The sequence below is a fragment of the Bradyrhizobium betae genome (genome assembly GCF_050632175.1).
Taxonomy (GTDB): Bacteria; Pseudomonadota; Alphaproteobacteria; order Rhizobiales; family Xanthobacteraceae; genus Bradyrhizobium; species Bradyrhizobium betae_B.
In genome coordinates this window covers 5,786,150-5,810,511 of sequence record NZ_CP192576.1, presented here as the reverse complement: position 1 = coordinate 5,810,511, position 24,362 = coordinate 5,786,150, and the positions used below count along the sequence as shown (strand labels likewise).

Sequence of the window (24,362 nt, the reverse complement as noted above, 5' to 3'; positions counted from 1 at the left end):
CGACGGTCTCCGCGTGACGTCAGGCCTGGCCTGACGCCGCCTCCGTACGCCGGCCTGTTGTCGTCGCGATCCAGATCCCGGCGAACACTGCGACGATGCCAGCCGCCAGATTCCAGCGCAACGGCTCGTTCAGCAGCCAGGCCCCGACCAGCGAGGCCGTGATCGGGTTGACCGTCACCGAGATCGCGACGCGCGTCGGCGTCGTCCGCTCCAGCGCGAAGGCCCAGAGATAGAAGGTCAGCGCCGCCCCGAAGGCGCCGAGATAGAGAGTCGCCAGCCATTGCGGTGCGTCGAAGCCGGAAACCGGCGCAAAGCTGCCGCGAACGTATGAGAGAAGGATGAGGCAAACCGCGCCCGCGGCCATGCTCATCGTCGTAAATGCAATCGGGCTGGAGCGCCCGATCAACGGCTTTGACCAGATGCCGTAGAGCGCCATGCACAGCGCCGCCGCCATCATCAAGAGATCGCCGCGCCAGGCGCCCAGCGGGGCCGAGGTCAGGTCGGAGAGCAGAGCAACGGCAACGCCCAACGTCGCGATCACGACGCCGATCGATTTGCGCCAGGTCAGTGCTTCAGCGCCGAGCGCGGCCCCGATCACCAGCGACAACAGCGGCAGGGTCGACAAAGCGAGCGCGCCGCGCGCGGCGGTCGTGAAGATCAGCGACGCATTGAACAGGATCGGAAACAGCGCGAAGAACAGGACGCCGAGCCCGATCGCGGCGGCAAGATCCCCTTGCCCCGGCCAGCGATCGCCGCGCAGCAGCGTCAGCGGCAATAGCAGCAGAAAGCCGATGCCGAACCGGAACGAGCCGATCGCCAGCGGATCGAGACTGCTGACGAGATAGCGCGTCGCGCCAATCGAGGTGCCACCGAGGCCACTCGACAGCACGGCGGCCAGAACGCCGGAGATTTCGCCCACACTTCCTCCCTTCGTTGAAGTCAGCATACGAGCCGCGCCAAAACAGGGAATGGAGTTTCCGTCATGCTGGGATAAGTTTTCATCATGACCGCACCGGTTCTCGATCCCGATCTGCTGAAGGCCTTCCTTGCCGTCTCCGAGCATCACTCTTTCACGCGCGCGGCCGCGACGCTCAACCGGACCCAATCGGCCGTCAGCGTCCAGATCAGGCGTTTGGAGCAACGGCTCGGGACGAAGCTGTTTCAGCGCACAAGGTCCGGCGTGACACTGACCGCGGCGGGTGATGAGCTCCTCAACTATGCCAGGCGGCTGCTCGACCTCAATGCCAAGGCGGTCGATGCGCTCCGCGCGCGCAAGTACGAAACCGTCGTCCGTCTCGGCGTGATGGACGATTACGGCACGATCGTCATTCCGCCTTTGCTGGCGCGCTTTGCCCAAAACCATCCGGAGATCCAGGTCGAGATCGAGACCGGACTGACCGCGACCATGCCGGCGCGACTCGGCGAGGCCTATGATCTCGTCATCGCCATGCACCCGAAGGGACGCGGTGGCGGCGAGTTGCTACGAAGCGAGCAAGCGGTCTGGGCCGCGGCCGAGTCGTATCCAGCCGGGCCGCAACACGACACGCTGTCCGTCGCGCTATACCCGCCGGGTTGCCTGTTCCGGCAATGGGCGGCGGAGGCCCTCGATGCGGCTGGCCGGCCCTGGCGGCTGGCCTTTGTCAGCCGGACGCTCGCAGCGGTGGAGGCGATCGCGGCGCAGGGCCTCGCCATTACGGTCGTGAAAGCCGGCACCCTGCCCGCTCGCTTGCGCGTCCTGTCGTTGTGCGACGGCCTGCCGCCGCTGCCGTCGGCGGACATCCGCCTCCACCGCGCGCGCGATCTATCGCGCCCGGCGGCGCTGCTGGCGGATCATTTACAGCTTGGGATTTCGGAACCGGTGTCCCATATCCATGGCTGACGGGTTGCCCCCACCACCGGATCGGCCGGGTTGGCTGCAAGGCCGCAAGCGAACCGGGACGGACGAGACGTGAACATTTCCTTATATGAACTCTCCGTGTGGGTGCTGCCGCTGGTACTCGCGATCACCTTTCACGAGGCCGCGCACGCCTTTGTCGCGGACCGTCTCGGGGACAACACCGCCGCGCAGCTCGGCCGCGTCAGCTTCAATCCAATCAAGCACATCGACCCGTTCGGTACCGTCATCCTGCCGGCGATGCTGCTGTTCGCGCATTCGCCGTTCCTGTTCGGCTACGCCAAGCCGGTGCCGGTGAATTTCCGCAAGCTTAACAACCCCCGGCTCGACATGGTCTGGGTGGCGTTGGCCGGGCCCGCCACCAACATCCTGCTGGCACTCGCGGCGGCTCTTGCCCTCCACGCCCTGCCCTTGGCACCGGCCGGCTCTGCGCAGTGGATATTCGACAACCTCAAGAACGCGCTGCTCATCAACGCGGTATTGGCGGTCTTCAACATGATGCCGATCCCGCCGCTCGACGGCGGGCGCGTCGCGGTCGGGCTGCTGCCCCGGCCGCTCGCCCTGCCGCTGGCACGGCTCGAGCCGTTCGGGATGATGATCCTGATCGCGCTGCTGATCCTGCTGCCTTTGGCCGGCTCGCAGTTCGGTCTAAATCTTGATGTTATTTCAGCAATACTGCGAACGTTGACCGGTCATGTGATTCAGGCTGTTCTCTTTCTGACCGGCAATGCGTAGTTGAAGAGCGACACCCGCACACACAAGCCGAAGGGCCAGAGGCCGACTTGGTCAAAGCTGCCGATATGCTGATCGCGCGACGCGCCGACACCCGCGCCCGCGCCGATTTCGCCACCTGGAAGATGATGGCGAAGCTCAACGGGTCGTCCGCTCTGCCTCCGGAGGCCCAGGAGTTCCTCGCGAGCTACAAGAACCTGCTGGCGCAGATGAGCGAGGGCGAGGCCGGTGAGGCCACCATCGGCGCGATCTACAAGGCCTACTATGCCGAGATGGGCGGTGCGGGAGCTGCGCCCGACGTCCAGACGCGCGCAGCCGAACCTGCGGCGGACAATGTTACCGCCTTCCGGCGCCCGGAACCAAAGCCGAAACCAAAGAAGCTGGCCTTCTTCGGGACTGCGGCATCCAGCGGAACCCAGAATCGGCCTCTTCCGGTGGCGCTGATCTTCGTTTGTCTGGCCGTGGTCTATGTCGGGATTCGACTCTACTGGCGGTGAGACGACGACCGCGCCGCGGCCTCGGCCTTGGCGCCCTTCTCGTTCTTCCTGAACAGCACCGGCAAGACGAAGGTCAGCCCTTCGTCGGCAACAAGCGCCGGCGGGGTCGGGACGGGGTCGGAGCGCCTGACCATTCCGATGGCGGCCTCGTCGAACGCCGGATCGCCCGAGCCCTTCTCGATGGCAACCTCGACCACATGGCCAAGCCGGTCGAGCGTCAGCCGGACCGAGAGCTCGGCCGCCTTGAACAGGCCCTTGGGATAGCGCTTGTGCCGGTCGAGATGCGCGACCAGGTCCTTTTCCCAGCCCTGGCGAATGCGCACCGAACGGTCGCTCTTCTTTTCCGCATCGGAGGTCGGCATCGCCGTCGCTTCGGCCGCGGGCGAGGCCACCGAGGCGGCCGTGGGAACAACCGATTCCTTGGTTTCCTCCTCGACCGGTTTCTTGGTCTCGTTCATCGTCACGGCCCGGTCGGCTTCCTCGACCTCCATCGGGACGTCCTTGGGAAGGCTGCTCTCCTTGAGCTCGGCCTTCTGCTCGGTCAGCTCGGGCGAGGCCACCGACTCGTTCGAGTCAGGGCCAGGCGGCAATTCGCTGGGTTCACCATTGGGCGACATGGTCTCGAGCCCGACCTCGATTCCTTGCGGATCCGCGATGACATCCGGCTCCTCGTCGCGCAGATAGGCCAGCGCCAGCGCGGCACCGCCCAGATGAAGCGCGAGCGCGCACACTGCGGCGAACACCCACAGCTTGCGAGACGGTTTCAGTTCGTAATCGGACATCGGCGTCGGGCCTTCGTCACGGCTTCGGTGCTTCCGCCGGCGCGCCCGGCGATGGCGCTGCCCCCGGGACACCTTCCAACGTCACCAGCTTGACCTTGGAATAGCCTCCCTTGTTCAGGAACTCCAGCACGGCCATCAGCTCGCCATACGGCACGGCACGATCGGCGCGCAGGAAGATGTATTTGTCCCTGCTCATGTCCGGCGTGTTGTCGAGCGCACTGACGAGGTCGACGCGCTTGACGAAAGTCTCCCCGATCGCCACCGAAAGATCCGGCTTGATGCTGACATAGGTCGGCTTGTCGGGCTTTTTCTGCGGCGTCGATGTCGATGTCGGCAGGTCGATCGGCAGGTCGACCGTCGACAACGGAGCCGCGACCATGAAGATGATCAGCAGCACCAGCATGACGTCGATGAACGGCGTGACGTTGATGTCATGCGTTTCGTTGAAATCGTCGTCGTCATCGTTGTCCGTGATCGAAACGGCCATGGCTCACTCCGCCGCGCGCGAATGCACGCTGCCGTGGCTGCGGTCGAGATCGCGCGACAGCAGCCGCGCCGCCGCACCCGAGGCGCGGCTGACGAGTTCGAGATAGCCCTTCGTCACGCGCGAGAAGTGGTTGTAGATGATGACGGCGGGGATCGCGGCGACGAGGCCTATCGCGGTGGCGAGCAGTGCCTCGGCGATACCAGGCGCGACCACGGCGAGATTGGTGGTCTGCGACTTCGAGATGCCGATGAAGCTGTTCATGATGCCCCAGACCGTGCCGAACAGGCCGACGAAGGGCGACGTGGAGCCGATGGTCGCCAGCACGCCCATGCCGATCCGGATGCGCCGACCCTCGGCGCGCACTATCTCGGAGAAGCTCGAAGCGGCGCGCTCCTTGATGCCGGTATCACTGGAGATGCCCGCCGACATTCGCGCCTCGCGCAGCGCGGACGCGAGGAAAGACGGCAGCACCCCTGCTTGGCGCCGAGCGCCATCTGCGCCTCCGCCAGCGAGCGCGCTTCCGAAACCTTCTTCAATGCCGAACGAAGCTTGGCGGAGGCAACCGACAGCTCGATCGATTTGGCGATGAGGACGGCCCATGTCGTCAGCGAAGCGAACGCGAGCCCGATCATCACCGCCTTCACGATGATGTCGGCCGACATGAACATCACCCAGGGCGACAATTCCTTCATGGCCGGGGCGGTCGACTTCACCGAACGGCCGCCCGGCTCACCCGGCGCAGCGTCGGCCGGTGCGGAGGCCGTCGGGGAGTTCCAGGCGTAGCCGCCGTCGGGGCGGCAGCCGCAGGTGCTGCGGTCGAAGGCGAAGTCGCCGCAGGCGCCGGACCGGGCGCCGGAGCCGTCGATGACGGCGCTGCCGCGGGGGAGTTTGTTGCTGGGCAGAAACAGGGAATGCTAGCCAGGCGGCCGCCAGCATCACGGCTGCGGCAAGGCTTGCTCGGAAGGACATGATCTTCATACTTCGGCCCAGTGGCGAATGAGGTTGTGATAGATACCCGTCAATTTGACCGTTTCGGGATCGTCGCGCCCGAGCCGTTGCACCAGCGCCTGAATCGCGGTGTCGAGGTCAAAGATCATGCTCCGGGCTTGATCGTCCCGTATCATGCTCTGCAGCCAGAAGAAAGACGCAACCCGTGCCCCCCTCGTTACCGGCGTCACGAGATGCAGGCTGGTGGAGGGATAGAGCACACAGTCGCCCGCTGGCAACTTGACTTCGTGAGAACCGTAGGTGTCCTCGATCACAAGTTCGCCACCGTCGTATTCCTCCGGCTCGGCGAGGAACAGCGTGACCGACAGGTCCGTGCGGATGCGAAGGCCGGTCAGGCGGTCGCCGCGGATCGCATTGTCGACGTGCAGGCCGAAATGGTGGCCACCGCTCGCGGCGTAGCGATTGAACAGCGGCGGGAAGATCTGGAGCGGTATCGCCGCCGCGATGAAGCGCGGGTTCGACGTCAGCGCCGAGATGATGCGATTGCCGAGTTTTCGCGCGACCTCGCTATCCGGCGGCAGTTGCTCGTTGCGCTTGACCATCGCCGACTGCGCCCCCGCAGTCGAGCGGCCGTCTTCCCAATCACTGGCGTCCATGATGCGGCGGAAATCCGCCACATCATCTTTGCTCAGAACGCCAGGCAGGCACGTCAGCATGATCAGAACTTCGCCGTCGTGATGAGATAGAACGCCCGTCCCGGCGCGACCGCGACGAACGGAACGGCACTGCGATAGAGCGTATCGTAGTACAGCTTGTTGGTCAGGTTCTGCGCGTAGAACTTCATGGTCCAGTTCGCGTCGATCTTCTTCTCGACGAACGCGTCGAAGCGCCAGTAGCTCGGCAGTTCGTTGCCGGTATTGGCCGCGAACGTGCCGCCATAGACCTTCGAGCGGTACACCGCCTGCCCGCCGAGTTCCCAGCCGCCGTCGAATTTGTACTTGGTCAGCATGCTGAACGACTGGTGCGCCACGTTGGCAAGCTGTAGGCCGAGGTTGGAGGCAATGCCGCTCTGCGTGACCTTCGACTGCATCAGCACCAGGCCGCCGAAGATGCTCCAGCGGTCGGTGAGCTTGCCCTCGGCTTCGATGTCGATGCCCTGGATGCGGTAGGCCGCGCCCGAGGTGAGCAGACCGCTGACGGTCTCGCGGGCGTTGTCCTTCGTGGTCTGGAACAGCGCGGCGCTGACCAGCAGGTGACGATCCACCAGCTCCCATTTGGTGCCGAGTTCGGCCGCCTTGTTGCGCTCGGGCCCGAGCAGGATGGTCGAGTTGGCGGGAACGCCGCCGTAGTCGGTGCCAGTCGCGTCCAGCTCCGACCCGAACGGATTGGCCGAGGTCGCGTAGGCCGCATAGATGCTGCCGATCGACATCGGCTTGTAGACCAGACCGACGTTGTAGTTCACCAGATCGGCGTTCTGCTTCAGATAGGCCGAGTTCGTCGATGCGCTCTGGCTGTAGCCATCATAGCGAATGCCGCCGTTGACGATGATGGTGTCCTGCCAGTTCGCGGTGTCCATGACATAGACGCTGCTGGTGTTGACGCCATAACGCGTCGGGTTGCCAACCAGCGACGGCGTGTTGCTGAAGGGAATGTTGGTGTACTGCGGCGAATAGAGATTGACTCCCGTGACGGCGCCGCTGCTGGTCGAGCCGCCGCCGAACAGTTCCGACGACAGGCCGGTGTAACGGTCGATCGAGATGTTCTCGTTCGAATATTCGACGCCGAACACCGCCGTGTGCTTCACGCCGCCGGTGTCGAGCTTGAACGTGGCCTCGTTCTGGTTGGCCCACACGTCCACGTTCTGGTAGCGGCTCTGTGCGCTCGCCGTCGTGGTCCAGAGCAGCGGATTGGGGCTGGTCGTATTCGGGTTCTGCGGCAGCGTGCCGATATAGTTGAGCAGCGAGTGCTCGCCGCGCACCTTGCTGGTCAGCGTAATGGCCTCGTTGACCTTGTACTCGATCGTGCCGGTACCGAAATCCTGCCGCGCGGTCTGGAAGTCGCGATTGAGGAAACCGTACCAATTGCCACGCGGAATGCCGGCCGAGGTCACCGGCACGTTGCCCTGCTTGTAGTAGGGCACACCGAAATCCGGCAGGCCGCTGAGGTCGGTATGGACATAGTTCGTCGTGATCTTCAGATCGGTGGTCGGGGTGTACTTGGTCGAGATGAATGAGCCCCAGCGATTGTCGGTCACGTAGTCGCGACCGGCGACGTTGGCATCCTGGAACAGGCCGCCGGCGCGCACCGAGAAGGTCGGATCGATGACTTGGTTGACATCGAGCGTGACGCGCTTGGTTCTGTCGGTGCCGAACTCGGTATCCATCCGTTTGAAGTTGGTGTCGCCCGCCTGCTTCGTGACGATGTTGATGGCGCCGCCTGCAGTGCCGCGGCCGGCATAGGACGAGGCCGGCCCGCGCAGAATCTCGATCTGCTCGGTGAAGAAGTTCTCGCGGATGGAAACGGCGGGATCGCGGATGCCGTCGATGAACACGTCGTTGCGCGCGTCGAAACCGCGGATGAAGAAACGGTCGCCGAACGCGTTGCCGCCCTCGCCCGATCCCAGCGTCACGCCGGCGGTCGAGCGCCCGATCTCCTTCAGCGTGGTGGCGTTCTTGTCCTGGAGCACCTCCTTGCTGAGCACGGTGATGGTCTTCGGCGTGTTCAGCATCGGCTCCGGAAACTTGCCGGAGGCCTGGACGTGGTCGACCTTGTAGGGCGCTGCCGGATCGGCATAGGGATTGCGATCCACGGCGCCGGCAGCGCCTGGTGTGACGGCGGCGGACTGCTGCTGGGCCTGCTGGCGCTGTGCGGCGCGACGCAGAGCATTGCGCGCACGGACCTGATCTGCCGTCGGCTTCGAGGCAGCCGGACGCGGACGCTCGACGGGAGCGTCGACCGTCACCGGCGGCAGGTTCGATTGCTGCGCCTGCGCGCCCGTCGACACCGACGCGACCGCGATCAAGCTCGCGACCGCCGACGCCGTCTTGCCGGAACCTGCCGACGACTTCTCATCCATCGAATCGAACGCTGCGACTGAACGCAACGACCTCGGTGCCAACACCTGCCCCATCTCAACACGCCCCATATTCCTGTTCGTTCATTCACTTCGACGAACGATGAAGCTGTTGGTATCGGCGGCAAAATAGCGGGTCAATGCGAGCAAGCCGCGAGAACCCTTGAATAAGTCCAGATCAAAACGATTCTAAACTGGAGTTTGAAACGGTTCTAAATCGAGATTGGAGTCGTTCTAAATCGAACGGGAAAAACGCAGCAAAAATCAGCGTCGCGCGCGCGACGTCAATCGCTGCTCGGCGGCTTCATCAGCGAGAACAATTCGTCGACGGTCTTCTGCGCGACCGCGCGCACGCGATCGGAATTGTCCATGCCGGCGATATTAACGCCGCCAACGACGGCTTTGATCTCGTCGCGGAAGTCGGTGAGGAAGCGCAAGGGATCGCGCTGCTCGTTGGCGACGCGCGCGATCAGACCCGTGATCAGAATCTGACACGCGATCAGCTTGCCGTTCAGCTCGTCCATCCTGCACTCCCGTTGTGGCGGGCCGATATGACCGATGCAGATTTTCCTGACAACCGAAACGCCACCTCGACGGTTTAGAACCGTTCTCACGCGAGCCGGCGCGCTCACTGTCGGAGCAGGCTCTGCAGTCGACGCGACACGCCCGCCCACACCGGTTCCGAGCATTGCACAAGCTTTGCCCGTTGATCGTTCCTCACGGGAAAATGCAGCACTGCACACCGCTTCGCCAAAGGGCTGCCTACGCAGTGCAAAGCTTTCCAATTGTTTAGGATTCTCAGGCGATAGTGCTGTTTACACTCGAACTTGGCGTGTATTATACAAGCGCGCTGGAACCCTATGATTGGCCCATAATTCGCGACTATGGGCATGCGAGCCGATATGAAGACATCACGGCCGGTCCTCTGGATTCTGATCATCGCGGCTGTGGCCTCCGCGGGCTACTTTGGTTGGCAGAAATACGGCTCGGCCGAGGACGGAAAAGCCCAGACCGCCCAGAAGGGCCCGCCGCGCCCGTCCGCCGTCCCCGTCAGCATTTCACCGGTCCAGAAGGTCGACTTCCCGGTCTATCTGACCGGCCTCGGCACGGTTGCCGGCTTCAACACCGTACAAGTCCGGAGCAGAGTCGACGGACAGATCGACAAGATCGCCTTCACCGAAGGCCGGATCGCCAGGGAAGGCGAGCTTCTGGCCTCGATCGATCCCCGCCCCTATCAAGCCGCGCTCGACCAGGCCAAGGCCAAGAAGGCCCAGGACGAAGCGAGTCTGGCCAACGCCAATCTCGAGCTGCAGCGCGCCACGAAGCTCGGCGAATTCGCCACCGCACAGCGGGTCGACACCCAGCGCTCCACTGTCGCCCAGCTCACCGCGCAGATCGCCGCCGACGAGGCCGCCATCTCCAACGCCCAGACCCAGCTCGACTACACCCAGATCAAGGCGCCGATCACCGGCGTCGCCGGCCTGCGCCTGGTCGACGTCGGCAACATCGTCAACGCGTCCACGCAAACGGGAATCGTCACGATCTCGCAGGTCGAACCGATCTCGGTGATCTTCACCGCACCCGAGGACCAGCTGCCCTATATCAGCGAGGGCCAGAAGGCCGGTGCGCTGAAGGTGATCGCGTTCACGACCGACGGGAAAAAGACGCTTGCCGAAGGCAAGCTTGCGGTCATCAACAACCAGGTCGACACCACCAGCGGGACCATTCGGCTCAAGGCCGTGTTCGACAACAAGGACCATGCGCTGTGGCCGGGCCAGTCGGTTTCGACCCGCCTTCTGGTGCGGACCCTGAAGGACGCGACCGTGGTTCCGGACGACGCGGTTCAGCATTCGACCAACGGCCTCTACGCCTACACGGTGAACCAGGACAACAAGGCCGAAGTGCACAAGATCAAGGTCAGCTACGCCATCGACGGTCGTTCGGTCATCGATGAAGGGCTGACCCCGGGGCAGCAGGTGATCACCGGCGGCCAGTTCAAGGTGCAGCCCGGAAGTCTCGTCTCGACGGCCGTCGCGAGTTCGGATCCAAGCCAGAACAAGGTACGACGGGAATGAACCCGGGCGGGATTTCGGCACCTTTCATCCGTTATCCCATCGGCACCTCGCTGCTGATGGCCGGCATTCTCTTCGTTGGTCTCGTCGCCTACCCCCTGCTGCCGGTCGCGCCGCTGCCGCAGGTGGACTTCCCGACCATCCAGATCACCGCCAATCTGCCGGGCGGCAGCCCCGAGACGATGGCCTCGTCGGTGGCGCAGCCGCTGGAGCGGCAGTTCGCGCAGATTCCCGGCATCGCCCAGATGACCTCGACGAGCTATCTGGGAACGGCGTCGGTCACCATTCAGTTCGACCTCAACCGCAGTATCGACGGTGCCGCCAACGACGTGCAGGCAGCGATCAATGCGGCGTCGGGTCAATTGCCGAAGAATTTGCCGTCGCCACCGACCTATCGCAAGGTCAACCCTGCGGATTCGCCGATCCTCATTATGTCGGCCACCTCGGACATGCTGCCGCTGACCACCGTCAGCGACTCCGTCGATGCGCAGCTCGCGCAACAGATCAGCCAGATCTCCGGCGTCGCACAGGTCATCATCGGTGGCCAGCAGAAGCCGGCCATCCGCATCCAGATCGATCCGGCAAAGCTCGTCGCCAAAGGGTTGTCGCTGGAGGACGTGCGCAGCCAGATCGCGATCACCACGGTCGACAGCCCCAAGGGCAACATCGACGGCGCCAAGCGCGCCTACACGATCTACGCCAACGATCAACTGACGCAATCCAAGGACTGGAACGACGTCATCGTCGCGTACCGCAACGGCGGCCCCTTGCGTATCCGCGACATCGGTCAGGCCGTAACCGGGCCCGAGGACGCCAAGCAGGCCGCCTGGGCTAACGGCAAGCGCGGCGTGTTCCTCGTCGTGTTCAAGCAGCCCGGCGCCAATGTCATCGAGACCGTCGACAAGATCAAGGCGGCCCTGCCTCGTCTGGTGGCGGCAATCCCGCCCGTGATCAAGATCGAGGTGATCAGCGACCGCACGCAGACCATCCGCGCCGCCGTCGAGGACGTCCAGTTCACGCTGCTGCTGACCATCTTCCTCGTGGTCATGGTCATCTTCATCTTCCTGCGCAGCTTCTGGGCGACCGTCATCCCCGCCATTACCGTGCCGCTGGCTCTTCTGGGTGCCTGCTCGCTGATGTGGGTGGCCGGCTATACGCTGGACAATCTCTCCCTGATGGCGCTGACGATTGCGGTCGGATTCGTGGTCGACGACGCCATCGTCATGCTCGAAAACATCTCGCGCTACGTCGAAGAGGGCGAATCGCCGATGGCCGCCGCCTTCAGGGGCGCGAAGGAAATCGGCTTCACCATCGTCTCCATCAGCATCTCGCTGGTCGCCGTGCTGATCCCGCTGCTCTTGATGGGCGGCATCATCGGGCGCCTGTTCCGGGAGTTCGCCGTCGTGCTGGCGATGACCATCTTCGTCTCGATGATCGTCTCGTTGACGCTCACGCCGATGATGGCTTCGCGCTTCCTGCGTGCCCATGGCGAGGTTCAGCACGGACGGTTCTACCAGTGGAGCGAGAGCGGCTTCGACGCGTTGCTGCGCGGCTACGAGCGCGGCCTGGACATCGCGTTGAGCTGGAGGCGTACAACGCTTCTCATCTTCTTTGCGACCCTCGCCCTGTCGGTCTATCTCTTCGTCCTGATCCCCAAGGGCTTCTTTCCGCAGCAGGACAACGGCCTGATCACCGCGACGTCCGAAGCGTCGCAGGACATATCCTTCGCGGCGATGAAGGAGCGGCAGGAAGCGGTTGCCAAGATCGTCCAGGCAGATCCGGGCGTTGCCACCATCGCCATGGCGATCGGCGGCAGCGGCAGGGCCGGCAACAACGGCAGCCTTTTCATCACCCTGAAGCCGCGCAACGAGCGTGATGCATCCGCGCAGCAGATCATCGCGCGCCTGCGTCCCCAGCTCGACAAGGTGCCGGGCGTCCGCCTCTACATGCAGGCCGCGCAGGACGTGCGGCTTGGTGGCCGGCCGACGCGGACGCAATTCGAATTCACGCTGCAGGACGCGAACCTCGACGAACTCAACGACTGGGCGCCGAAGATCCTCGCCAAGATGCAGACGTTGCCGGAGCTGCGCGACGTCGCGACCGATCAGCAGACCCAGGGCACCACGGTCCAGCTCAAGATCAACCGCGACACCGCGGCGCGCTACGGCATCCAGCCGCAGCTAATCGACGACACGCTCTATGACGCCTTCGGCCAGAGGCAGGTCACGCAGTATTTCACCCAGCTCAATACCTACAAGGTGATCCTGGAGATCCTGCCGGAGATGCAGGGCAATCTCGATAGCCTGAACAAGCTCTATCTGAAGTCGCCGCTGACCGGGGACCAGGTGCCGCTATCGACCTTCGCGACATGGAGCACCGATCCCGTCCGCCCCCTTTCGATCAGCCACCAGGGCCAGTTTCCGGCGACCACCATCAGCTTCAACCTGGCGCAAGGCGTCGCGCTGGGCCAGGCCACGCAGGCGGTGCAGAAGGCGATGGCCGATCTCGGCGCGCCGCCGACGCTCAATTCGAGCTTCCAGGGCACCGCTCAGGCGTTTCAGCAGTCGCTCGGCACCGTGCCGCTGCTGATCCTCGCCGCGCTGGTCGTGGTCTATCTGATCCTCGGCATTCTCTACGAGAGCTACATCCATCCGATCACGATTCTGTCGACCCTGCCCTCGGCCGGTGTGGGCGCGCTGCTTATCCTGATGGCCGCGGGCTTCGACTTCAGCCTGATCGCGCTGATCGGCATCATCCTTCTCATCGGCATCGTCAAGAAGAACGGCATCATGATGGTCGATTTCGCCATCGCCGCCGAACGCGACGAGCACAAGACGCCGGAGGAATCGATCCGCCAGGCCGCGTTGCTGCGCTTCCGGCCCATCATGATGACGACGATGGCAGCCCTGCTCGGCGGCGTGCCCTTGATGCTCGGTCACGGCACTGGCGCCGAGATCCGCCAGCCGCTCGGCTACGCCATGGTCGGCGGCCTGATCGTCAGCCAGGCGCTGACGCTGTTCACGACGCCTGTCGTCTATCTCTACCTCGACAAGCTCAACAACTGGTTCTCGGGCTGGGGCCGTTCGGGTGACGGCGAAGGCCATGAAACGCCCGAGCACGGCACCGTCAAGGAAGCCGCCGAGTAGGCTTGCACCGCGGCGCCCGCGACGCTACAGCGAGGCCCCCGGTCACGCCAACGCGGTTTCGCCATGCCCATGCAATCCCGACTTGTCGCCCTTGCCGCCGCGCTCCTGTTGTCGACGAGCGCAGCCTATGCCCAGCAGGGCGCCAGGAAGAATGCAGCGCCTGCCGCACAGCCCGCACCAGCCCCGACGCAGCCGCACGCTGACGGGGCTCCGGCGCAGCAGGCCGGCTGGGTTGCGCGTTGCACCAGCCCCAGCCGCGACGCGCCGCTCGAATGCGCGATCGAGCAAAACGCGGTGCTGACCAAGACCGGCCAGACCATCGTCCTGATCAACATTCGCATCGCGCCCGACACCCGCACGCCGATTGCGCTGCTGCAATTGCCGCTCGGCCTCAACCTGCCCGTCGGCGCCAAGCTGCAGGTCGACGAGGGCAAGACGGTCGACCTCCAGATCCAGACCTGCGAGAACCGCGGCTGCTACGCCTCGACCCCGATCGCGCCGGACCTGCTCGCGAGCCTGAAGTCGGGCAAGCAGTTGAAAGTCTCCTTCCAGAACATGGCCAAGGAGACCATCGCGATCCCGATGCCGCTTGGCGATTTCGCGGCCGCCTACGACAAGATCAAGTAACGCCCTTCCGTCGCTACTGCCGGGCCATCTGCGCGTTGCCGACGGCGTCGCCGTCGAGCTTCTGGTCGGTATGCATGGTGACGGTGACGCGGAGCAGCCGTCCCTCAAATTCGAACGGCGCATCGTAGTGCGACACCGGGCTGCCGCGATCGCGGCCGATGTCGAGGCCGGACCACGAGATCAGCGTGTGGAAGCCGAGCTGGGTCTGCAGCGATCCCGCCGGCGCTCCGTCGATCAGCAGCGTGTACTCGGTGACGCCGGTGCGCGAGCCCTTCGCCGGCGGCTCCTTGCGCACGAGGCGCTCGACATGCACGCCGAGCCGCTGCGCACCCGACGGCACCTTCTGGTCCGAGCGCACGATCTGATGACTGCCGCCGATGTTGAGGTCATGCACGAGGTGACCGTCCTTGACGTAGAGGCTGTAGCCCGAGGTCGCATCGCCATGCGAGATCAGCACGCCGTCCGCGCCTTGCTCGCCGATCTCGACATGCGCCTCGATCGTGTAGCTGCGGCTGCGCACGTCGGGGGCGACGTCGGTCGGCACATGGCCCATGCCGGCGTGGAAGACGAAATGATGCCGCGCACCGTGGAAGCGCGCGGCGTTTTCGGCAAAGCGCGGCCCGAAGCGGTCGTCGAGCGGCAGCACGTTGCGCGTCCTCGGCCTCCGCCCACCATGTCGCGATCATCGCGGCCAGACGCTCCGGCTCTTTTGCAGCAAGGTCGTTGGTCTCGGAGAAATCCTCGTCGAGGTGGAACAGCTCCCATTTGTCGCTCTCGAAGGGCGTGCCCGACGGATGGAACGCGACCGCCTTCCAACCGCCGTGCCAGAGGCCGCGATGGCCGAACATCTCGAAATATTGCGGCGAGCTTTTCGAGGGCGCCGAGGCATCCACGATCGAGCGCGCAAAGCTCTCGCCTTCCAGCGGCATCTGCGGGCAACCCGCGATCTCCGCGGGCGCCGCGATGCCGATCAGCTCGAGCAAAGTCGGCGCAAGGTCGCAGGCGTGGACGAACTGGTGCCGCAGCTCGCCCTGGCCAGCGATCTTCCTCGGCCAGTTGATCACGAAGGGATCGCGGATGCCGCCGCCATGGGTGTTCTGCTTGTAGCGCCGCAGCGGCGTGTTCGAAGCCATCGCCCAGCCATGCGGAAAATTGCTGTGGGTGTCGGGCCCGCCGATGTCGTCAATGCGGGCAAGCTTCTCCGCGATCGGCTCCGGCTTGAAGTTGAACGGCCCCATCGCGTTGACGAAGCCGAGCGGCCCGCCCTCCTGGCTCGCGCCGTTGTCGGACATCACGATGACCACGGTGTTGTCGCGAATGCCGGCGGTTTCCAGGAACGCGACCAGCCGCGCCAGATGCCGGTCGGAATGATCGAGCATACCGGCGAAGGCCGCTTGCAGGCGGGTGAACACGCGGCGCTCGTCGGCTGAATGCTCCTCCCAGGCCTTCACGCCGTCGTTGCGCGGCGGCATCCGCGTGTCCGGCGGCACCAGTCCCATCGCCTTCTGACGGGCCAGCCGCTGCTCGCGCTCGACGTCCCAGCCATGCGCGAAGGCGGCATCGTAGCTGCGGATGATATCCATCGGCGCCTGATGCGGCGCATGGCAGGCGCCCAGCGCAACCCAGGTCAGCCAGGGAATGTCAGGACGATCGGCAACATGATCGCCGATGAAACGGATCGACTGGTCGATCAGATCCTCGGTCAGATGATAGCCGTCGGCGTAGCTGCCCGGCGGATCAATATGCGTGTTGTCCGAGACGAGCTCCGGCGCATATTGGTCGGTCTCGGCGTCGAGGAAGCCGTAGAAGCGATCGAAGCCGCGCCCGAGCGGCCAGCCGTCGAACGGACCGGTGGCGCCGCTCTCGGTCAGCGGCGTGACATGCCACTTGCCGACCATGTAGTTGCGATAGCCGTGCACGCGCAGCATCTCGGCCAGCGTCCCCGCCTCGCGCGCGATCTTGCCGCGGTAGCCGGGATAGCCGGAATCGAAATTGGCGAGACATCCGACGCCGACTGAATGGTGATTGCGCCCGGTGAGCAGCGCCGCGCGCGTCGTCGAGCACATCGCCGTGGTGTGGAAACCGCTGTAACGCAGACCCTCCGCGGCGAGCCTGTCGATGGTCGGCGTCCTGATCGCCGAGCCATAGCAGCCGAAATCGGAGAAGCCGACATCGTCGAACAGCACGACAAGAATGTTCGGCGCGCCCTCGGGCGGCCTTGCCGCCTCCGGCCACCAGGGCTTCGAGTCCTTGACCGTCCTGCCGACGGTGCCGCGAAACGGCGTGCCGCTGCCTGCGCTCATCTGCTCCTCCCTGTTTGCCGCGTGAACCGCACGGTTGACCCGCAGCCCCGTCACGGCTAAATTATAATCAGAACTATGATTATGATTTAAGCCGGATGCAAGCGCGGATGCGACCCTCGCCGGAACAGCCCGAGCCTGGCGATTTTGACCTGCCTGGGGTCGCCCCGTCGCGGCAGAAGCGCAGCCGCGAAACCACGCTGGCGCTGCTGCGCGCGGGCGCCGGCATGCTGCGAACACGCAGCCTCGCCGAACTTTCGATCGAAGCACTCTGCACTGAAGTGGGCGCGACCGTCGGCGCCTTCTACAGCCGCTTCGAGAGCAAAGAGGCCTATTTCAACGCGCTGATGGCACTGGCCGCGCGCGACGGCGAGCAGAGGCTGGGCGAGATCAGGCGGCCGTCACCGGAGGTGAGCCTGGACAAGCTCTGCACCATCATCGTCAACGGCCTCATCGGCTGGATGCGCAATCACGAGGGCGTGCTGCGGGCCGCGCTCCAGCACGACGACACCCGCCCCGACACGTGGTCGCCGTTCAAGGAGCTCGCGAAGGTGACGACCGAACGCGCCACCCCTCTCCTGCTGCCGGCCATGGGCAAGGGCCGCAAGGCGGCCAAGACTCGCACCATCGCGTTCGGCTTCCAGGTCGTGCTCGGCACGCTGGTGAACGCGATCCTCAACGATCCCGGCCCGCTGGCGCTTTCGTCGAAAGAGATGGAGGCGAGGCTCGCGGGCTGCCTGTTGCTGCTGCTTCGCGCAGAGGCGGATCACCCCACCCCGAGATAAGCCTTCTGCACCTGCGGATCCTCCGCGAGCGCCGCGGCGGTGCCCGACAGCACGCTCTTGCCGACCTGCAGCACGGTCGCAAAATCCGACACCTCCAGCGCCAGCTCGATCGACTGCTCGGCGAGCAGGATGGTCAGGCCTTCGCGATGCAGGCGGCCGAAGGTCTCGTACATCGATTCAACCACAGCCGGCGCGAGGCCCAGCGACGGTTCATCCAGCATCAGCAGCTTCGGATCGCTCATCAGCGCACGGCCGACCGCGAGCATCTGCCGCTCGCCGCCGGACATGGTGCCGGCACGCTGGTTGCGGCGCTCCTTGAGGCGCGGAAAGAACTCGTAGACGCGTTCGAGCAGCACGGCCTGGCGCGACTTGTCGTGCAGCGGCGTCGCACCCAGGATGAGGTTGTTCTCGACGCTCTGCTGCACGAACAGGCGCCAGCCCTCGGGCGACAGCGCCAATCCCTTGCGGACGATCGAAAAAGCCTTCTGGCCTGCTATCTCCTCGCCGCGAAAGCTGATCGCGCCGGAATGCACGGGAATGAGCCCGGCGATCGCGTTCAGCGTCGTGGTCTTGCCGCCGCCATTGGAGCCGAGCAGCGCGACGACGCTGCCTTCCGGCACCTCCAGCGAGACGTCGGAGACGCCGATGAGGTCGCCATAGCGCACTTCGAGGTGCTCGATTTTGAGAAGCACCCCGCTCATAGGTCCGGTCCGCCCATCAGTTCGATCGGCGTATGGCCGGCGGCCGCCTTGGCCGCGCGCTTGCCGAGATAGGCCTCGATCACGGCCGGATTGGAGGTGACGTCGCGCGGTGAGCCGCGGGCGATCTCCTTGCCCTGGTGGAACACCATCACGCGGCTCGCCAGCGACATGATCACTTCCATGATGTGCTCGACGATGACGAGTGTGATGCCGGAGCGGTGGATGTCGCGGACGAGATCGATCGCGAGCTTCACCTCATGCGCGTTGAGCCCGGCCATGGCCTCGTCGAGCAACAGCACCTTCGGCTCGGTCGCCAGCGCGCGCGCGATCTCCAGCCGCTTGCGGCCGGGCGTGCCGAGCGAGCGCGCCGGCGAGTCCGCGAGCCTGATCATGCCGACACGCTCGAGCACAACGCGTGCTTTTGTCTCGGCCTCCTTGCGATCTCGAAGTGCGGAGGAACGCTCCGATCATGACGTTCTCGAGAACCGTCATGCCTTCGAAGGTCTGCGGCACCTGGAAGGTGCGGGCGAGCCCTAGCCCGGCGCGCTGCTCCGGCGTGAAGTCGGTGATGTCGGTCCCCTCAAACAGCACGCGGCCCGAGGTCGCCTGGAGGTCGCCGGTGAGGCAGTTGAAGAAGGTGGATTTTCCGGCGCCGTTCGGCCCGATCAGGCCGAGGATGTCGCCCTGCTCCAGCGTCGCGGAGGCATCGTCCACCGCCCTGAAGCTTCCGAATGCCTTGGTGATGCCGCGCGCCTCAAGGAGCATGGCCGGCTCCCGTGTCGGTATTCGGTTTGCTGCGGCGCGTGAACAGCGCGAGCAGTCCGCCCGGCTGGAAGCGCGCGATCAGCACGATGATCGCGCCATAGAGCACGAAGGTCAGTCCCGCGCCCTTGCCGCCGAGCCAGCTGTTGGAGATCTCCTCCAGCGGCACCAGGATCGCGGCTCCCACCAAGGGCCCGAACAGCAGCCCTGCCCCGCCCAGCGCCGCCATGATCAGGATTTTCACCGAGATCAGGATGCCGAGCCCGGACTCGGGATCGACGAAGCCGAACATCATCGCATAGAGCGCACCGGCGACGCTCGTCAGCGCCGCACTCAGCATGTAGGCGTAGAGTTTGGTGCGTGCGGCCGGCGCGCCCAGCGAACGCGCGGCGCGTTCGGAATCCTTGATCGCGCGCAGGTAGAATCCCATCCGGCTGTTGGTCATCCACCAGGTGACGAGCAGCGTGATCACGAGCACCGCGAGAAAGAGATAGTAATACGGCAGCGACGACAGGAACGAGAGATCGAAGACGTTGCGCGGCACGGTCGGCCCGGACAGGCCGACGGCCGCCCCCAACCATTCGGTGTTGGTCACGATCAGCCGTACCGTCTCGGCGACCGCGATGGTCGCCATGCTGAAATAATGACCTGACAGCCGCAGTGTCGGCACGCCGATGATCGCGGCGAGCCCAACCGCCAGCACGATGCCGCCGGGAATGCCGAACAGCGGCGACAGGCCGAATTTGGCGTAGGAGGCCATCGCGGCATAGGCACCGCAGCCGAAGAACACGACATGGCCGACCGAGACCTGCCCGGCATAGCCGCCGACGATATTCCAGGCCGAGGCCGCGATGGCGTAGAGCAGCACCAGCGCGCCGAGGCGCTGCTGGAACGGCGAGGACAGCAACAGCGGATAGGCGATCGCGAGGGCCGCGACCACCGAAAGCCAGATCAGGCGACGCATCACATCTTCCTCATCAGGTCTTGCCCATCAGGCCTTGCGGCCGGAACCAGAGGAAGAGCAGGAACAGGACATAGACGACGATGTCCTTGTAGACCGCGCCGATCAGATAGCCGGACAACGACTCGATCACCCCGATCAAGAGCCCTGCGACGAGTGCGCCGGGCACGCTGCCGAAACCGCCAAGCGACACCGTGACGAATGCGACGATCCCCAGCGTCTCGCCGACCGTCGGCACGATGTAGAAGAAGTTCGCGATCAGCGCGCCGGCAAGACCGGTGGCGCCGGCCGCGATGCCCCAGGCGATCGCCTGCATGGTGTCGGGCCGGATGCCCATCAGCTGGGCCGCGGTCTGGTCCTCCGCCACCGCCAGCATCTTCGAGCCGAGCGAGGTGCGCGTCAGCAGCAGATGCAGGCCCAATGTCACCAGCAGCGCGACCACGCCGGCCAGCAGCCGCGAAGCCTCGATGCGCAGGCCGGCGAACGCGTAGGTGCCGCCGACGATATCAGGCGGCATCGACAGGAAGTTGGCGCCGAACCACCAGAACACGGAATAGCGAAGCAGCAGCGCGAGCCCGAAGGTACCGAGGATCTGGGCCAGCATCGGCCCCTTCATGATGTCGCGGATCAGGGAGAAATAGACCACGACGCCGACAGTCGCCAGCACCAGCGTCGCCAGCGGCGCGCCGAGAAGCGGCCCTCCTCCCATCAGGGTGTAGACGACATAGGCGACATACATACCGAGCATGACGAAATCGCCATGCGCGAAATTGACGATGTTCATCATGCCCCACACCAGCGTGAGGCCCGAGGAAAACAGGGCGTAGACGGCGCCAAGCAGAAGCCCGCCGACGATCACCTGCACGAGGACAAAGGACATGAGCTGCGTTGCTCTGATCAAATCACGTAAGGAGTGGCGGGACGCACAGTCCCGCCTCTAGGCGATCTCACCAGCCCTTGTAGGGCAGCATCGGCGCTTTTCCGCCGCTGGTCTTCGGCCACACCGAGACGTAGTTCTCGCCATCCTGAAGCTGGATGATGGCGCCGGAGGCGAGGACGTTCTGGCCCTTGTCGTCGAACTTCACGCCCTTGTAGCCGATCATCAGTTGATCGGGCTTCAGGTCTGTCGCCTTCAGTGCGGCCTGGATCTTGGCAGGCTCGGTCGACCCGGCGCGCTCGATCGCGTCGGCCAGCACGAAGAAGCCCTGCATCTGCCGGGCGACCGTGTCGTCCATCTCCTCGCCGCTCTTCTTCTTGTACATGTCGGCGATAACGGCGGATGCCGAACCGGGCGGTCCCACGACCCAGGACGAGCGATTGAAGACGCCCTGCGAGATCTTGCCGACTGCCTTGGTGAAGGAGGGATCGGAGTAACCGGCATCGTCGGCCAGCAGCACGGACGGCTTGTAATCGAGCGACTGCATGGTCTTGGCGAACAGGATCGCGTCCGACGTGTAGCTGATCATGATGACGACGTCGGGCTTCTTGTCCTTGAGCTGGAGCACCTGCCCCTGCACGTCGGTCGCGTTGACGGGATAGGCGACGTCGAGCGCGATCGGCTGGCCCTTCTCCTTGAAAGCGCCGGCAATCGTGTTCGCGACCGAGGAGCCGTATTCGGTGTTGTCGTGAACCAGCGCGACGCTGTCGGTCTTGGCGCCCTGTGCCTTGATGTCGGCGAGGAAGTCGACATAGATCCTGGCGAAGTCGGTGGCGATCGGCGTGGTGCGGAAGAACCATTTGAAGCCGCGCTCGGTGAGATTGGCGGCAACCGATTCGGAGTTCAGGAACGGCACACCGTATTTCTCGGCGATCGCGCTCGTGGTCAGCGTAACTCCGGATTGATAGGAGCCGAACAATGCGGCCACCTTGTCTTCCGTGATCAGGCGCAGCGCCTGGTTCTGGCCGGTTGCCGGGTTGCCCTGATTGTCGGCGATCACCACCTCGACCTTGGCGCCGCCGAGGCCGGCAAGCCCTGGGTTCTTCGCCAGCGGGAAATTGCCGAGTTCGGGATGCGCGTTGTTGATGATGTCGGTGGCGACCTCGATCGCCGCCTTGGCATGCGCGCCGATCGAGGCGGTGCCGCCGGACATCGGCAGGATCACGCCGATCTTGACGACCTTGTCCTGGGCCTGCGCGCCGGAGCCGGACGCAAAGGACATTGCGGCCGCGCAAAGCAGCCCGGTGACGTGCTTCAAATTCATGAAATCAGACCTCCCAAAGGGTTTCCCCGACCAAGGTTTTTGGAAGCTGTGGCTGGCGCCCGCTTCCGCTTGTTTATGCCTGGCTGACCCTAGGATGGCATGCCATCCGGATACCGGCAAGGTGAAACGGACTTGCGCAATGCTGCATAAAGAAGCTGCGAACGCGGCGCCATGTGCGATGTTCAATCTGACGTCGCCTGGTGCACGAAGGACAACTGCTGCGGCTACGAGATCTTGCGTTGCCCGTCGGGCAAAACACCCAAGCTATCGGTCAATGCGCGCGGCCAAAAATATTCGCCTTTACAGAAATTCGGAAACAGCGGATATTTCGCTCACTTCGGCCCAACGAAGAGGGGCGTATCGCGATCGTCACGAACGCGGGCCGGATGGCGGTGGACGTGGGTCACGTCGGCGCGGAGGGTTTTGCAGGGCGGGCAACCGTGAGCGAAGCCGCCGCGCACACGATCGGTGTGATCGGCGTACGGCAAAATCGTGTGGTCCTGGCGCCCGCAGGCTGGTGCCAAGCGTTGCGGTGATGTAGCGGCCCGACCGGGCACGCGCATCGTCAGCCGCAAGGCGACGGGGGCAAGAGTGCATCGCTCCCCGAGGAGAGTACGACATAAGCCGTCAAACCACTGCGCAGGGAAGGCCGGATGTCTGGCTACACCTGTATGCCGCTGTGCAAATTCTTGTTGCCACCTTTCGCACAGTGGACCGTGGGTGCCCGGCCGGCACCCGGTCTTCCCTGCGCCCTCTTTCATTCGAGGGTGAGACGACCAGGCAAAGCTCGGGCAAAACACGCCGCGAGGATGCGAAGCCGTGTCTGCAATGACGGGGATGATGCAGTTGCGCGCGAAAACTCAGGTCTCGGGCCGCTACGTGCTGCGTCGCATCCGGAACACGAGAGAAACAGATGCCCCCTCAACCGACCACTTCGCTCGCCCGCAACAGCGTGGTGAAGCCGCCATAGATCATCCGCTTGCCGTCGAAAGGCATGTCGGCGCCATGGAACTGCGGGTCCGCCATCACCTTCGTGTTGACGGCATCGCGGGTCTGCCGATCGCGGTAGACGATCCAGGAGAACACCACGACCTCATCCTCCTTCGCGATCACCGCGCGCGGGAACGACGTCAGCTCGCCATAGGGCACGTCGTCACCGATGCATTCGACGTAGTCGAGTGCGCCGTGCGCCATCCACACCGCGCAGGCCTTTCGCGCCAGCGCCTTATAGGCCTCGATCTTGTCCTTGGGCACGGCGAGCACGAAGCCATCGACATAGGGCATTTCGGATCTCCTTGGGGATACATCCCCCAAGGACGAAGCGGCCGACGGCGATCCGACCGGGCACATGCGCATTTCAGGTGAGGCAAACCGCCGCGAGTTGCGGCCCGCCGAGCCGGGCCCCGGTCGCCGGCCGCGAGGTCAATTTGAGTCTGAAGAAGCGCCCGGAATTGGCTGGGGAACCTGGATTCGAACCAAGACAAACAGAGTCAGAGTCTGTTGTGCTACCGTTACACCATTCCCCAACGGAATAGCCAAACAGATTCAATGACTTACCGATCTGTCCGGCTGTGGCCGGCAGCGCGTTCGGGCGCAAATCACGGCTCAGGCGTGGCAGCGTTCTACCCGCTCGTCCGGGGACTGGCAAGCGCTGCGGTGCACGGAGCTGTTGACCCCGACTGTGGGCGTGGGGACGCGCCTATTTCGGCGCGAGCGTGGCAAGCCCGGCCTCGATGATCGTGATCTCCTCGTTGACCTGCGCGATGGCCTGCCTCGGGTCGACGCCGGTCACTGATACAAGCTGCCGCAGCAGGTCCTGCCGATGCGTCAGGATATCGTGGAGCGCATCGCGATCATTCAGCCGCACATATCCTTCGACGATCAATTCAACGGAACGAGACATCGTACTCTCAAAACATGGGTTACTGTCCAGGCACCGAAACTATCGCGATCGGCGTCCCCATGTGAGCGAGATGTCACGTCAACCTTGACCGGTAAGGCTAACGCGCGGACCCGGACCGCGATGCGCCGGGTCGCGCCCCCTTCCCGCCCGGCTAATGCGGGCGCCCGATGTTGACGACGATTTCGCCCTTGCCGGTCGCGATCATCACCTGCCCGTACTCGTCCTGCGGCGGACTTTCCTCGTAGCGAAGCGGGATCGTGGTGATCTCCTCTGGCGCTTCGTCGCCCGGCTGCTGCGTATTGACGTCGAGGATCAGGATCTTCGGGTTGATGCCTTGCGGCGAGCGCTTGGTCAGGCGGGCCTGGCAGCCATTGGTCGGCACCCGCACGTCCCCGATCATGACCAGTTTGGGCGGAGCGCCCGGTGCGCGGTCGATCCAGGCCTTGAAGGTGTCTCTCAGCAGGACAGTCATGACGCGTCCCTCCTTTGCC

At 64.5% G+C, this 24,362-nt stretch carries 22 protein-coding genes, 1 tRNA gene and 3 pseudogenes; 8 read left to right on the top strand and 18 right to left on the bottom strand.

The genetic code is table 11. From position 1 onward, the window contains the following. Positions 1–19: 19 nt before the first annotated feature. A complete protein-coding gene (locus ACQ86E_RS27845; RefSeq protein ID WP_431202707.1) occupies positions 20–919 on the bottom strand; it encodes a DMT family transporter in 900 nt (299 codons plus the stop codon). 84 nt (positions 920–1,003) lie between these two features. On the opposite strand from ACQ86E_RS27845, the gene ACQ86E_RS27840 reads away from it, so the two are divergent. From ACQ86E_RS27840 to ACQ86E_RS27830, 3 genes are all read left to right on the top strand, one after another. Further along, a complete protein-coding gene (locus ACQ86E_RS27840; RefSeq protein WP_431202706.1) occupies positions 1,004–1,879 on the top strand; it encodes a LysR family transcriptional regulator in 876 nt (291 codons plus the stop codon). 69 nt (positions 1,880–1,948) lie between these two features. Further along, positions 1,949–2,629, top strand: coding sequence for a site-2 protease family protein (locus ACQ86E_RS27835; RefSeq protein WP_431202705.1), 681 nt, complete (start codon positions 1,949–1,951; stop codon positions 2,627–2,629). Positions 2,630–2,694: 65 nt separating this feature from the next. Beyond that, complete coding sequence (locus ACQ86E_RS27830; RefSeq protein ID WP_431206577.1) at positions 2,695–3,123, top strand: hypothetical protein; 429 nt, start codon at positions 2,695–2,697, stop codon at positions 3,121–3,123. Here the strand turns inward: ACQ86E_RS27830 and ACQ86E_RS27825 are convergent. The 6 genes and pseudogenes from ACQ86E_RS27825 to ACQ86E_RS27800 all read right to left on the bottom strand — a co-directional run bounded on the left by ACQ86E_RS27825 (position 3,111) and on the right by ACQ86E_RS27800 (position 8,937). After that, a complete protein-coding gene (locus ACQ86E_RS27825; RefSeq protein ID WP_431202704.1) occupies positions 3,111–3,905 on the bottom strand; it encodes a TonB family protein in 795 nt (264 codons plus the stop codon). The genes ACQ86E_RS27830 and ACQ86E_RS27825 overlap by 13 nt on opposite strands. Positions 3,906–3,921: 16 nt before the next feature. After that, positions 3,922–4,392 carry a TonB system transport protein ExbD gene (gene exbD / locus ACQ86E_RS27820; protein ID WP_431202703.1) on the bottom strand — a complete coding sequence of 157 codons (471 nt, stop codon included), beginning with the start codon at positions 4,390–4,392 and terminating at the stop codon, positions 3,922–3,924. A gap of 3 nt (positions 4,393–4,395) precedes the next feature. Further along, a pseudogene (exbB, locus tag ACQ86E_RS27815) lies at positions 4,396–5,370 on the bottom strand (tonB-system energizer ExbB). Continuing rightward, positions 5,367–6,056: a Fe2+-dependent dioxygenase gene (locus ACQ86E_RS27810; RefSeq protein WP_431202702.1), complete on the bottom strand. Its 690-nt coding sequence runs from the start codon at positions 6,054–6,056 to the stop codon at positions 5,367–5,369. The pseudogene exbB and the gene ACQ86E_RS27810 overlap by 4 nt, the downstream one beginning before the upstream one ends. Positions 6,057–6,058: 2 nt before the next feature. Further along, complete coding sequence (locus tag ACQ86E_RS27805) at positions 6,059–8,470, bottom strand: TonB-dependent receptor (protein WP_431202701.1); 2,412 nt, start codon at positions 8,468–8,470, stop codon at positions 6,059–6,061. 227 nt (positions 8,471–8,697) lie between these two features. Then, positions 8,698–8,937, bottom strand: coding sequence for a hypothetical protein (locus ACQ86E_RS27800; protein WP_063983861.1), 240 nt, complete (start codon positions 8,935–8,937; stop codon positions 8,698–8,700). A gap of 378 nt (positions 8,938–9,315) precedes the next feature. Here ACQ86E_RS27800 and ACQ86E_RS27795 point away from each other — a divergent pair, with 378 nt between their 5' ends. From ACQ86E_RS27795 to ACQ86E_RS27785, 3 genes are all read left to right on the top strand, one after another. Next, the gene (locus tag ACQ86E_RS27795; protein WP_431202700.1) at positions 9,316–10,488 is read left to right on the top strand and encodes an efflux RND transporter periplasmic adaptor subunit; all 1,173 of its coding nucleotides are present in this window, start codon (positions 9,316–9,318) and stop codon (positions 10,486–10,488) included. Beyond that, positions 10,485–13,631 (top strand): multidrug efflux RND transporter permease subunit, encoded by a 3,147-nt coding sequence (locus ACQ86E_RS27790; protein WP_431202699.1) that lies wholly within the window; start codon positions 10,485–10,487, stop codon positions 13,629–13,631. Before ACQ86E_RS27795 ends, ACQ86E_RS27790 begins: the two co-directional genes overlap by 4 nt. Before the next feature lie 63 nt (positions 13,632–13,694). Continuing rightward, a complete protein-coding gene (locus ACQ86E_RS27785; RefSeq protein WP_431202698.1) occupies positions 13,695–14,258 on the top strand; it encodes an invasion associated locus B family protein in 564 nt (187 codons plus the stop codon). 13 nt (positions 14,259–14,271) lie between these two features. Here the strand turns inward: ACQ86E_RS27785 and ACQ86E_RS27780 are convergent. Further along, positions 14,272–16,561, bottom strand: a pseudogene (locus tag ACQ86E_RS27780) (arylsulfatase). Between the two features lie 107 nt (positions 16,562–16,668). Between ACQ86E_RS27780 and ACQ86E_RS27775 the strand changes: the two are divergent. Beyond that, on the top strand, positions 16,669–17,343 hold the full coding sequence (locus ACQ86E_RS27775) for a TetR/AcrR family transcriptional regulator (protein ID WP_431202697.1): 675 nt from the start codon (positions 16,669–16,671) through the stop codon (positions 17,341–17,343). Here the strand turns inward: ACQ86E_RS27775 and ACQ86E_RS27770 are convergent. From ACQ86E_RS27770 to ACQ86E_RS27745, 6 genes and pseudogenes are all read right to left on the bottom strand, one after another. Next, positions 17,325–18,044, bottom strand: a complete 720-nt coding sequence (locus ACQ86E_RS27770; protein WP_431202696.1) for an ABC transporter ATP-binding protein — start codon at positions 18,042–18,044, stop codon at positions 17,325–17,327. The genes ACQ86E_RS27775 and ACQ86E_RS27770 overlap by 19 nt on opposite strands. Next, on the bottom strand, positions 18,041–18,436 hold the full coding sequence (locus ACQ86E_RS27765; RefSeq protein WP_431202695.1) for a hypothetical protein: 396 nt from the start codon (positions 18,434–18,436) through the stop codon (positions 18,041–18,043). Before ACQ86E_RS27765 ends, ACQ86E_RS27770 begins: the two co-directional genes overlap by 4 nt. A 60-nt stretch (positions 18,437–18,496) precedes the next feature. Continuing rightward, positions 18,497–18,809 (bottom strand): annotated as a pseudogene (locus tag ACQ86E_RS27760) (ATP-binding cassette domain-containing protein); the annotation flags it as partial. Further along, the gene (locus ACQ86E_RS27755; RefSeq protein WP_431202694.1) at positions 18,799–19,770 is read right to left on the bottom strand and encodes a branched-chain amino acid ABC transporter permease; all 972 of its coding nucleotides are present in this window, start codon (positions 19,768–19,770) and stop codon (positions 18,799–18,801) included. The gene ACQ86E_RS27755 and the pseudogene ACQ86E_RS27760, both read right to left, overlap by 11 nt. A gap of 13 nt (positions 19,771–19,783) precedes the next feature. Further along, on the bottom strand, positions 19,784–20,647 hold the full coding sequence (locus tag ACQ86E_RS27750) for a branched-chain amino acid ABC transporter permease (RefSeq protein ID WP_431202693.1): 864 nt from the start codon (positions 20,645–20,647) through the stop codon (positions 19,784–19,786). A 67-nt stretch (positions 20,648–20,714) separates the two neighbouring features. Further along, positions 20,715–21,968, bottom strand: a complete 1,254-nt coding sequence (locus ACQ86E_RS27745; RefSeq protein ID WP_431202692.1) for an ABC transporter substrate-binding protein — start codon at positions 21,966–21,968, stop codon at positions 20,715–20,717. A gap of 200 nt (positions 21,969–22,168) precedes the next feature. Between ACQ86E_RS27745 and ACQ86E_RS27740 the strand changes: the two genes are divergently transcribed. Continuing rightward, complete coding sequence (locus tag ACQ86E_RS27740) at positions 22,169–22,504, top strand: hypothetical protein (protein WP_431202691.1); 336 nt, start codon at positions 22,169–22,171, stop codon at positions 22,502–22,504. Positions 22,505–22,889: 385 nt separating this feature from the next. On the opposite strand, the gene ACQ86E_RS27735 is transcribed toward ACQ86E_RS27740, so the two are convergent. The 4 genes from ACQ86E_RS27735 to ACQ86E_RS27720 all read right to left on the bottom strand — a co-directional run bounded on the left by ACQ86E_RS27735 (position 22,890) and on the right by ACQ86E_RS27720 (position 24,343). Beyond that, positions 22,890–23,252 (bottom strand): DUF1428 domain-containing protein, encoded by a 363-nt coding sequence (locus ACQ86E_RS27735; protein ID WP_431202690.1) that lies wholly within the window; start codon positions 23,250–23,252, stop codon positions 22,890–22,892. A 168-nt stretch (positions 23,253–23,420) separates the two neighbouring features. After that, positions 23,421–23,494 (bottom strand) — tRNA-Gln (locus tag ACQ86E_RS27730). Positions 23,495–23,667: 173 nt separating this feature from the next. Beyond that, positions 23,668–23,871 carry a hypothetical protein gene (locus ACQ86E_RS27725; protein WP_431202689.1) on the bottom strand — a complete coding sequence of 68 codons (204 nt, stop codon included), beginning with the start codon at positions 23,869–23,871 and terminating at the stop codon, positions 23,668–23,670. A gap of 151 nt (positions 23,872–24,022) precedes the next feature. Continuing rightward, positions 24,023–24,343 (bottom strand): hypothetical protein, encoded by a 321-nt coding sequence (locus ACQ86E_RS27720; RefSeq protein WP_431202688.1) that lies wholly within the window; start codon positions 24,341–24,343, stop codon positions 24,023–24,025. Positions 24,344–24,362: the final 19 nt, after the last annotated feature.

What these genes read in the sequence shown, in the direction of transcription:
- ACQ86E_RS27720 (WP_431202688.1), bottom strand. Translation starts at nt 24,343, where the DNA reads ATGACTGTCCTGCTGAGAGACACCTTCAAGGCCTGGATCGACCGCGCA.
- ACQ86E_RS27750 (WP_431202693.1), bottom strand. Translation starts at nt 20,647, where the DNA reads ATGTCCTTTGTCCTCGTGCAGGTGATCGTCGGCGGGCTTCTGCTTGGC.
- ACQ86E_RS27725 (WP_431202689.1), bottom strand. Translation starts at nt 23,871, where the DNA reads ATGTCTCGTTCCGTTGAATTGATCGTCGAAGGATATGTGCGGCTGAAT.
- ACQ86E_RS27840 (WP_431202706.1), top strand. Translation starts at nt 1,004, where the DNA reads ATGACCGCACCGGTTCTCGATCCCGATCTGCTGAAGGCCTTCCTTGCC.
- ACQ86E_RS27775 (WP_431202697.1), top strand. Translation starts at nt 16,669, where the DNA reads ATGCGACCCTCGCCGGAACAGCCCGAGCCTGGCGATTTTGACCTGCCT.
- ACQ86E_RS27735 (WP_431202690.1), bottom strand. Translation starts at nt 23,252, where the DNA reads ATGCCCTATGTCGATGGCTTCGTGCTCGCCGTGCCCAAGGACAAGATC.
- ACQ86E_RS27800 (WP_063983861.1), bottom strand. Translation starts at nt 8,937, where the DNA reads ATGGACGAGCTGAACGGCAAGCTGATCGCGTGTCAGATTCTGATCACG.
- ACQ86E_RS27785 (WP_431202698.1), top strand. Translation starts at nt 13,695, where the DNA reads ATGCCCATGCAATCCCGACTTGTCGCCCTTGCCGCCGCGCTCCTGTTG.
- ACQ86E_RS27805 (WP_431202701.1), bottom strand. Translation starts at nt 8,470, where the DNA reads ATGGGGCAGGTGTTGGCACCGAGGTCGTTGCGTTCAGTCGCAGCGTTC.
- ACQ86E_RS27755 (WP_431202694.1), bottom strand. Translation starts at nt 19,770, where the DNA reads ATGCGTCGCCTGATCTGGCTTTCGGTGGTCGCGGCCCTCGCGATCGCC.
- ACQ86E_RS27790 (WP_431202699.1), top strand. Translation starts at nt 10,485, where the DNA reads ATGAACCCGGGCGGGATTTCGGCACCTTTCATCCGTTATCCCATCGGC.
- ACQ86E_RS27830 (WP_431206577.1), top strand. Translation starts at nt 2,695, where the DNA reads ATGCTGATCGCGCGACGCGCCGACACCCGCGCCCGCGCCGATTTCGCC.
- ACQ86E_RS27825 (WP_431202704.1), bottom strand. Translation starts at nt 3,905, where the DNA reads ATGTCCGATTACGAACTGAAACCGTCTCGCAAGCTGTGGGTGTTCGCC.
- ACQ86E_RS27765 (WP_431202695.1), bottom strand. Translation starts at nt 18,436, where the DNA reads ATGATCAGGCTCGCGGACTCGCCGGCGCGCTCGCTCGGCACGCCCGGC.
- exbD (WP_431202703.1), bottom strand. Translation starts at nt 4,392, where the DNA reads ATGGCCGTTTCGATCACGGACAACGATGACGACGACGATTTCAACGAA.
- ACQ86E_RS27745 (WP_431202692.1), bottom strand. Translation starts at nt 21,968, where the DNA reads ATGAATTTGAAGCACGTCACCGGGCTGCTTTGCGCGGCCGCAATGTCC.
- ACQ86E_RS27810 (WP_431202702.1), bottom strand. Translation starts at nt 6,056, where the DNA reads ATGCTGACGTGCCTGCCTGGCGTTCTGAGCAAAGATGATGTGGCGGAT.
- ACQ86E_RS27770 (WP_431202696.1), bottom strand. Translation starts at nt 18,044, where the DNA reads ATGAGCGGGGTGCTTCTCAAAATCGAGCACCTCGAAGTGCGCTATGGC.
- ACQ86E_RS27795 (WP_431202700.1), top strand. Translation starts at nt 9,316, where the DNA reads ATGAAGACATCACGGCCGGTCCTCTGGATTCTGATCATCGCGGCTGTG.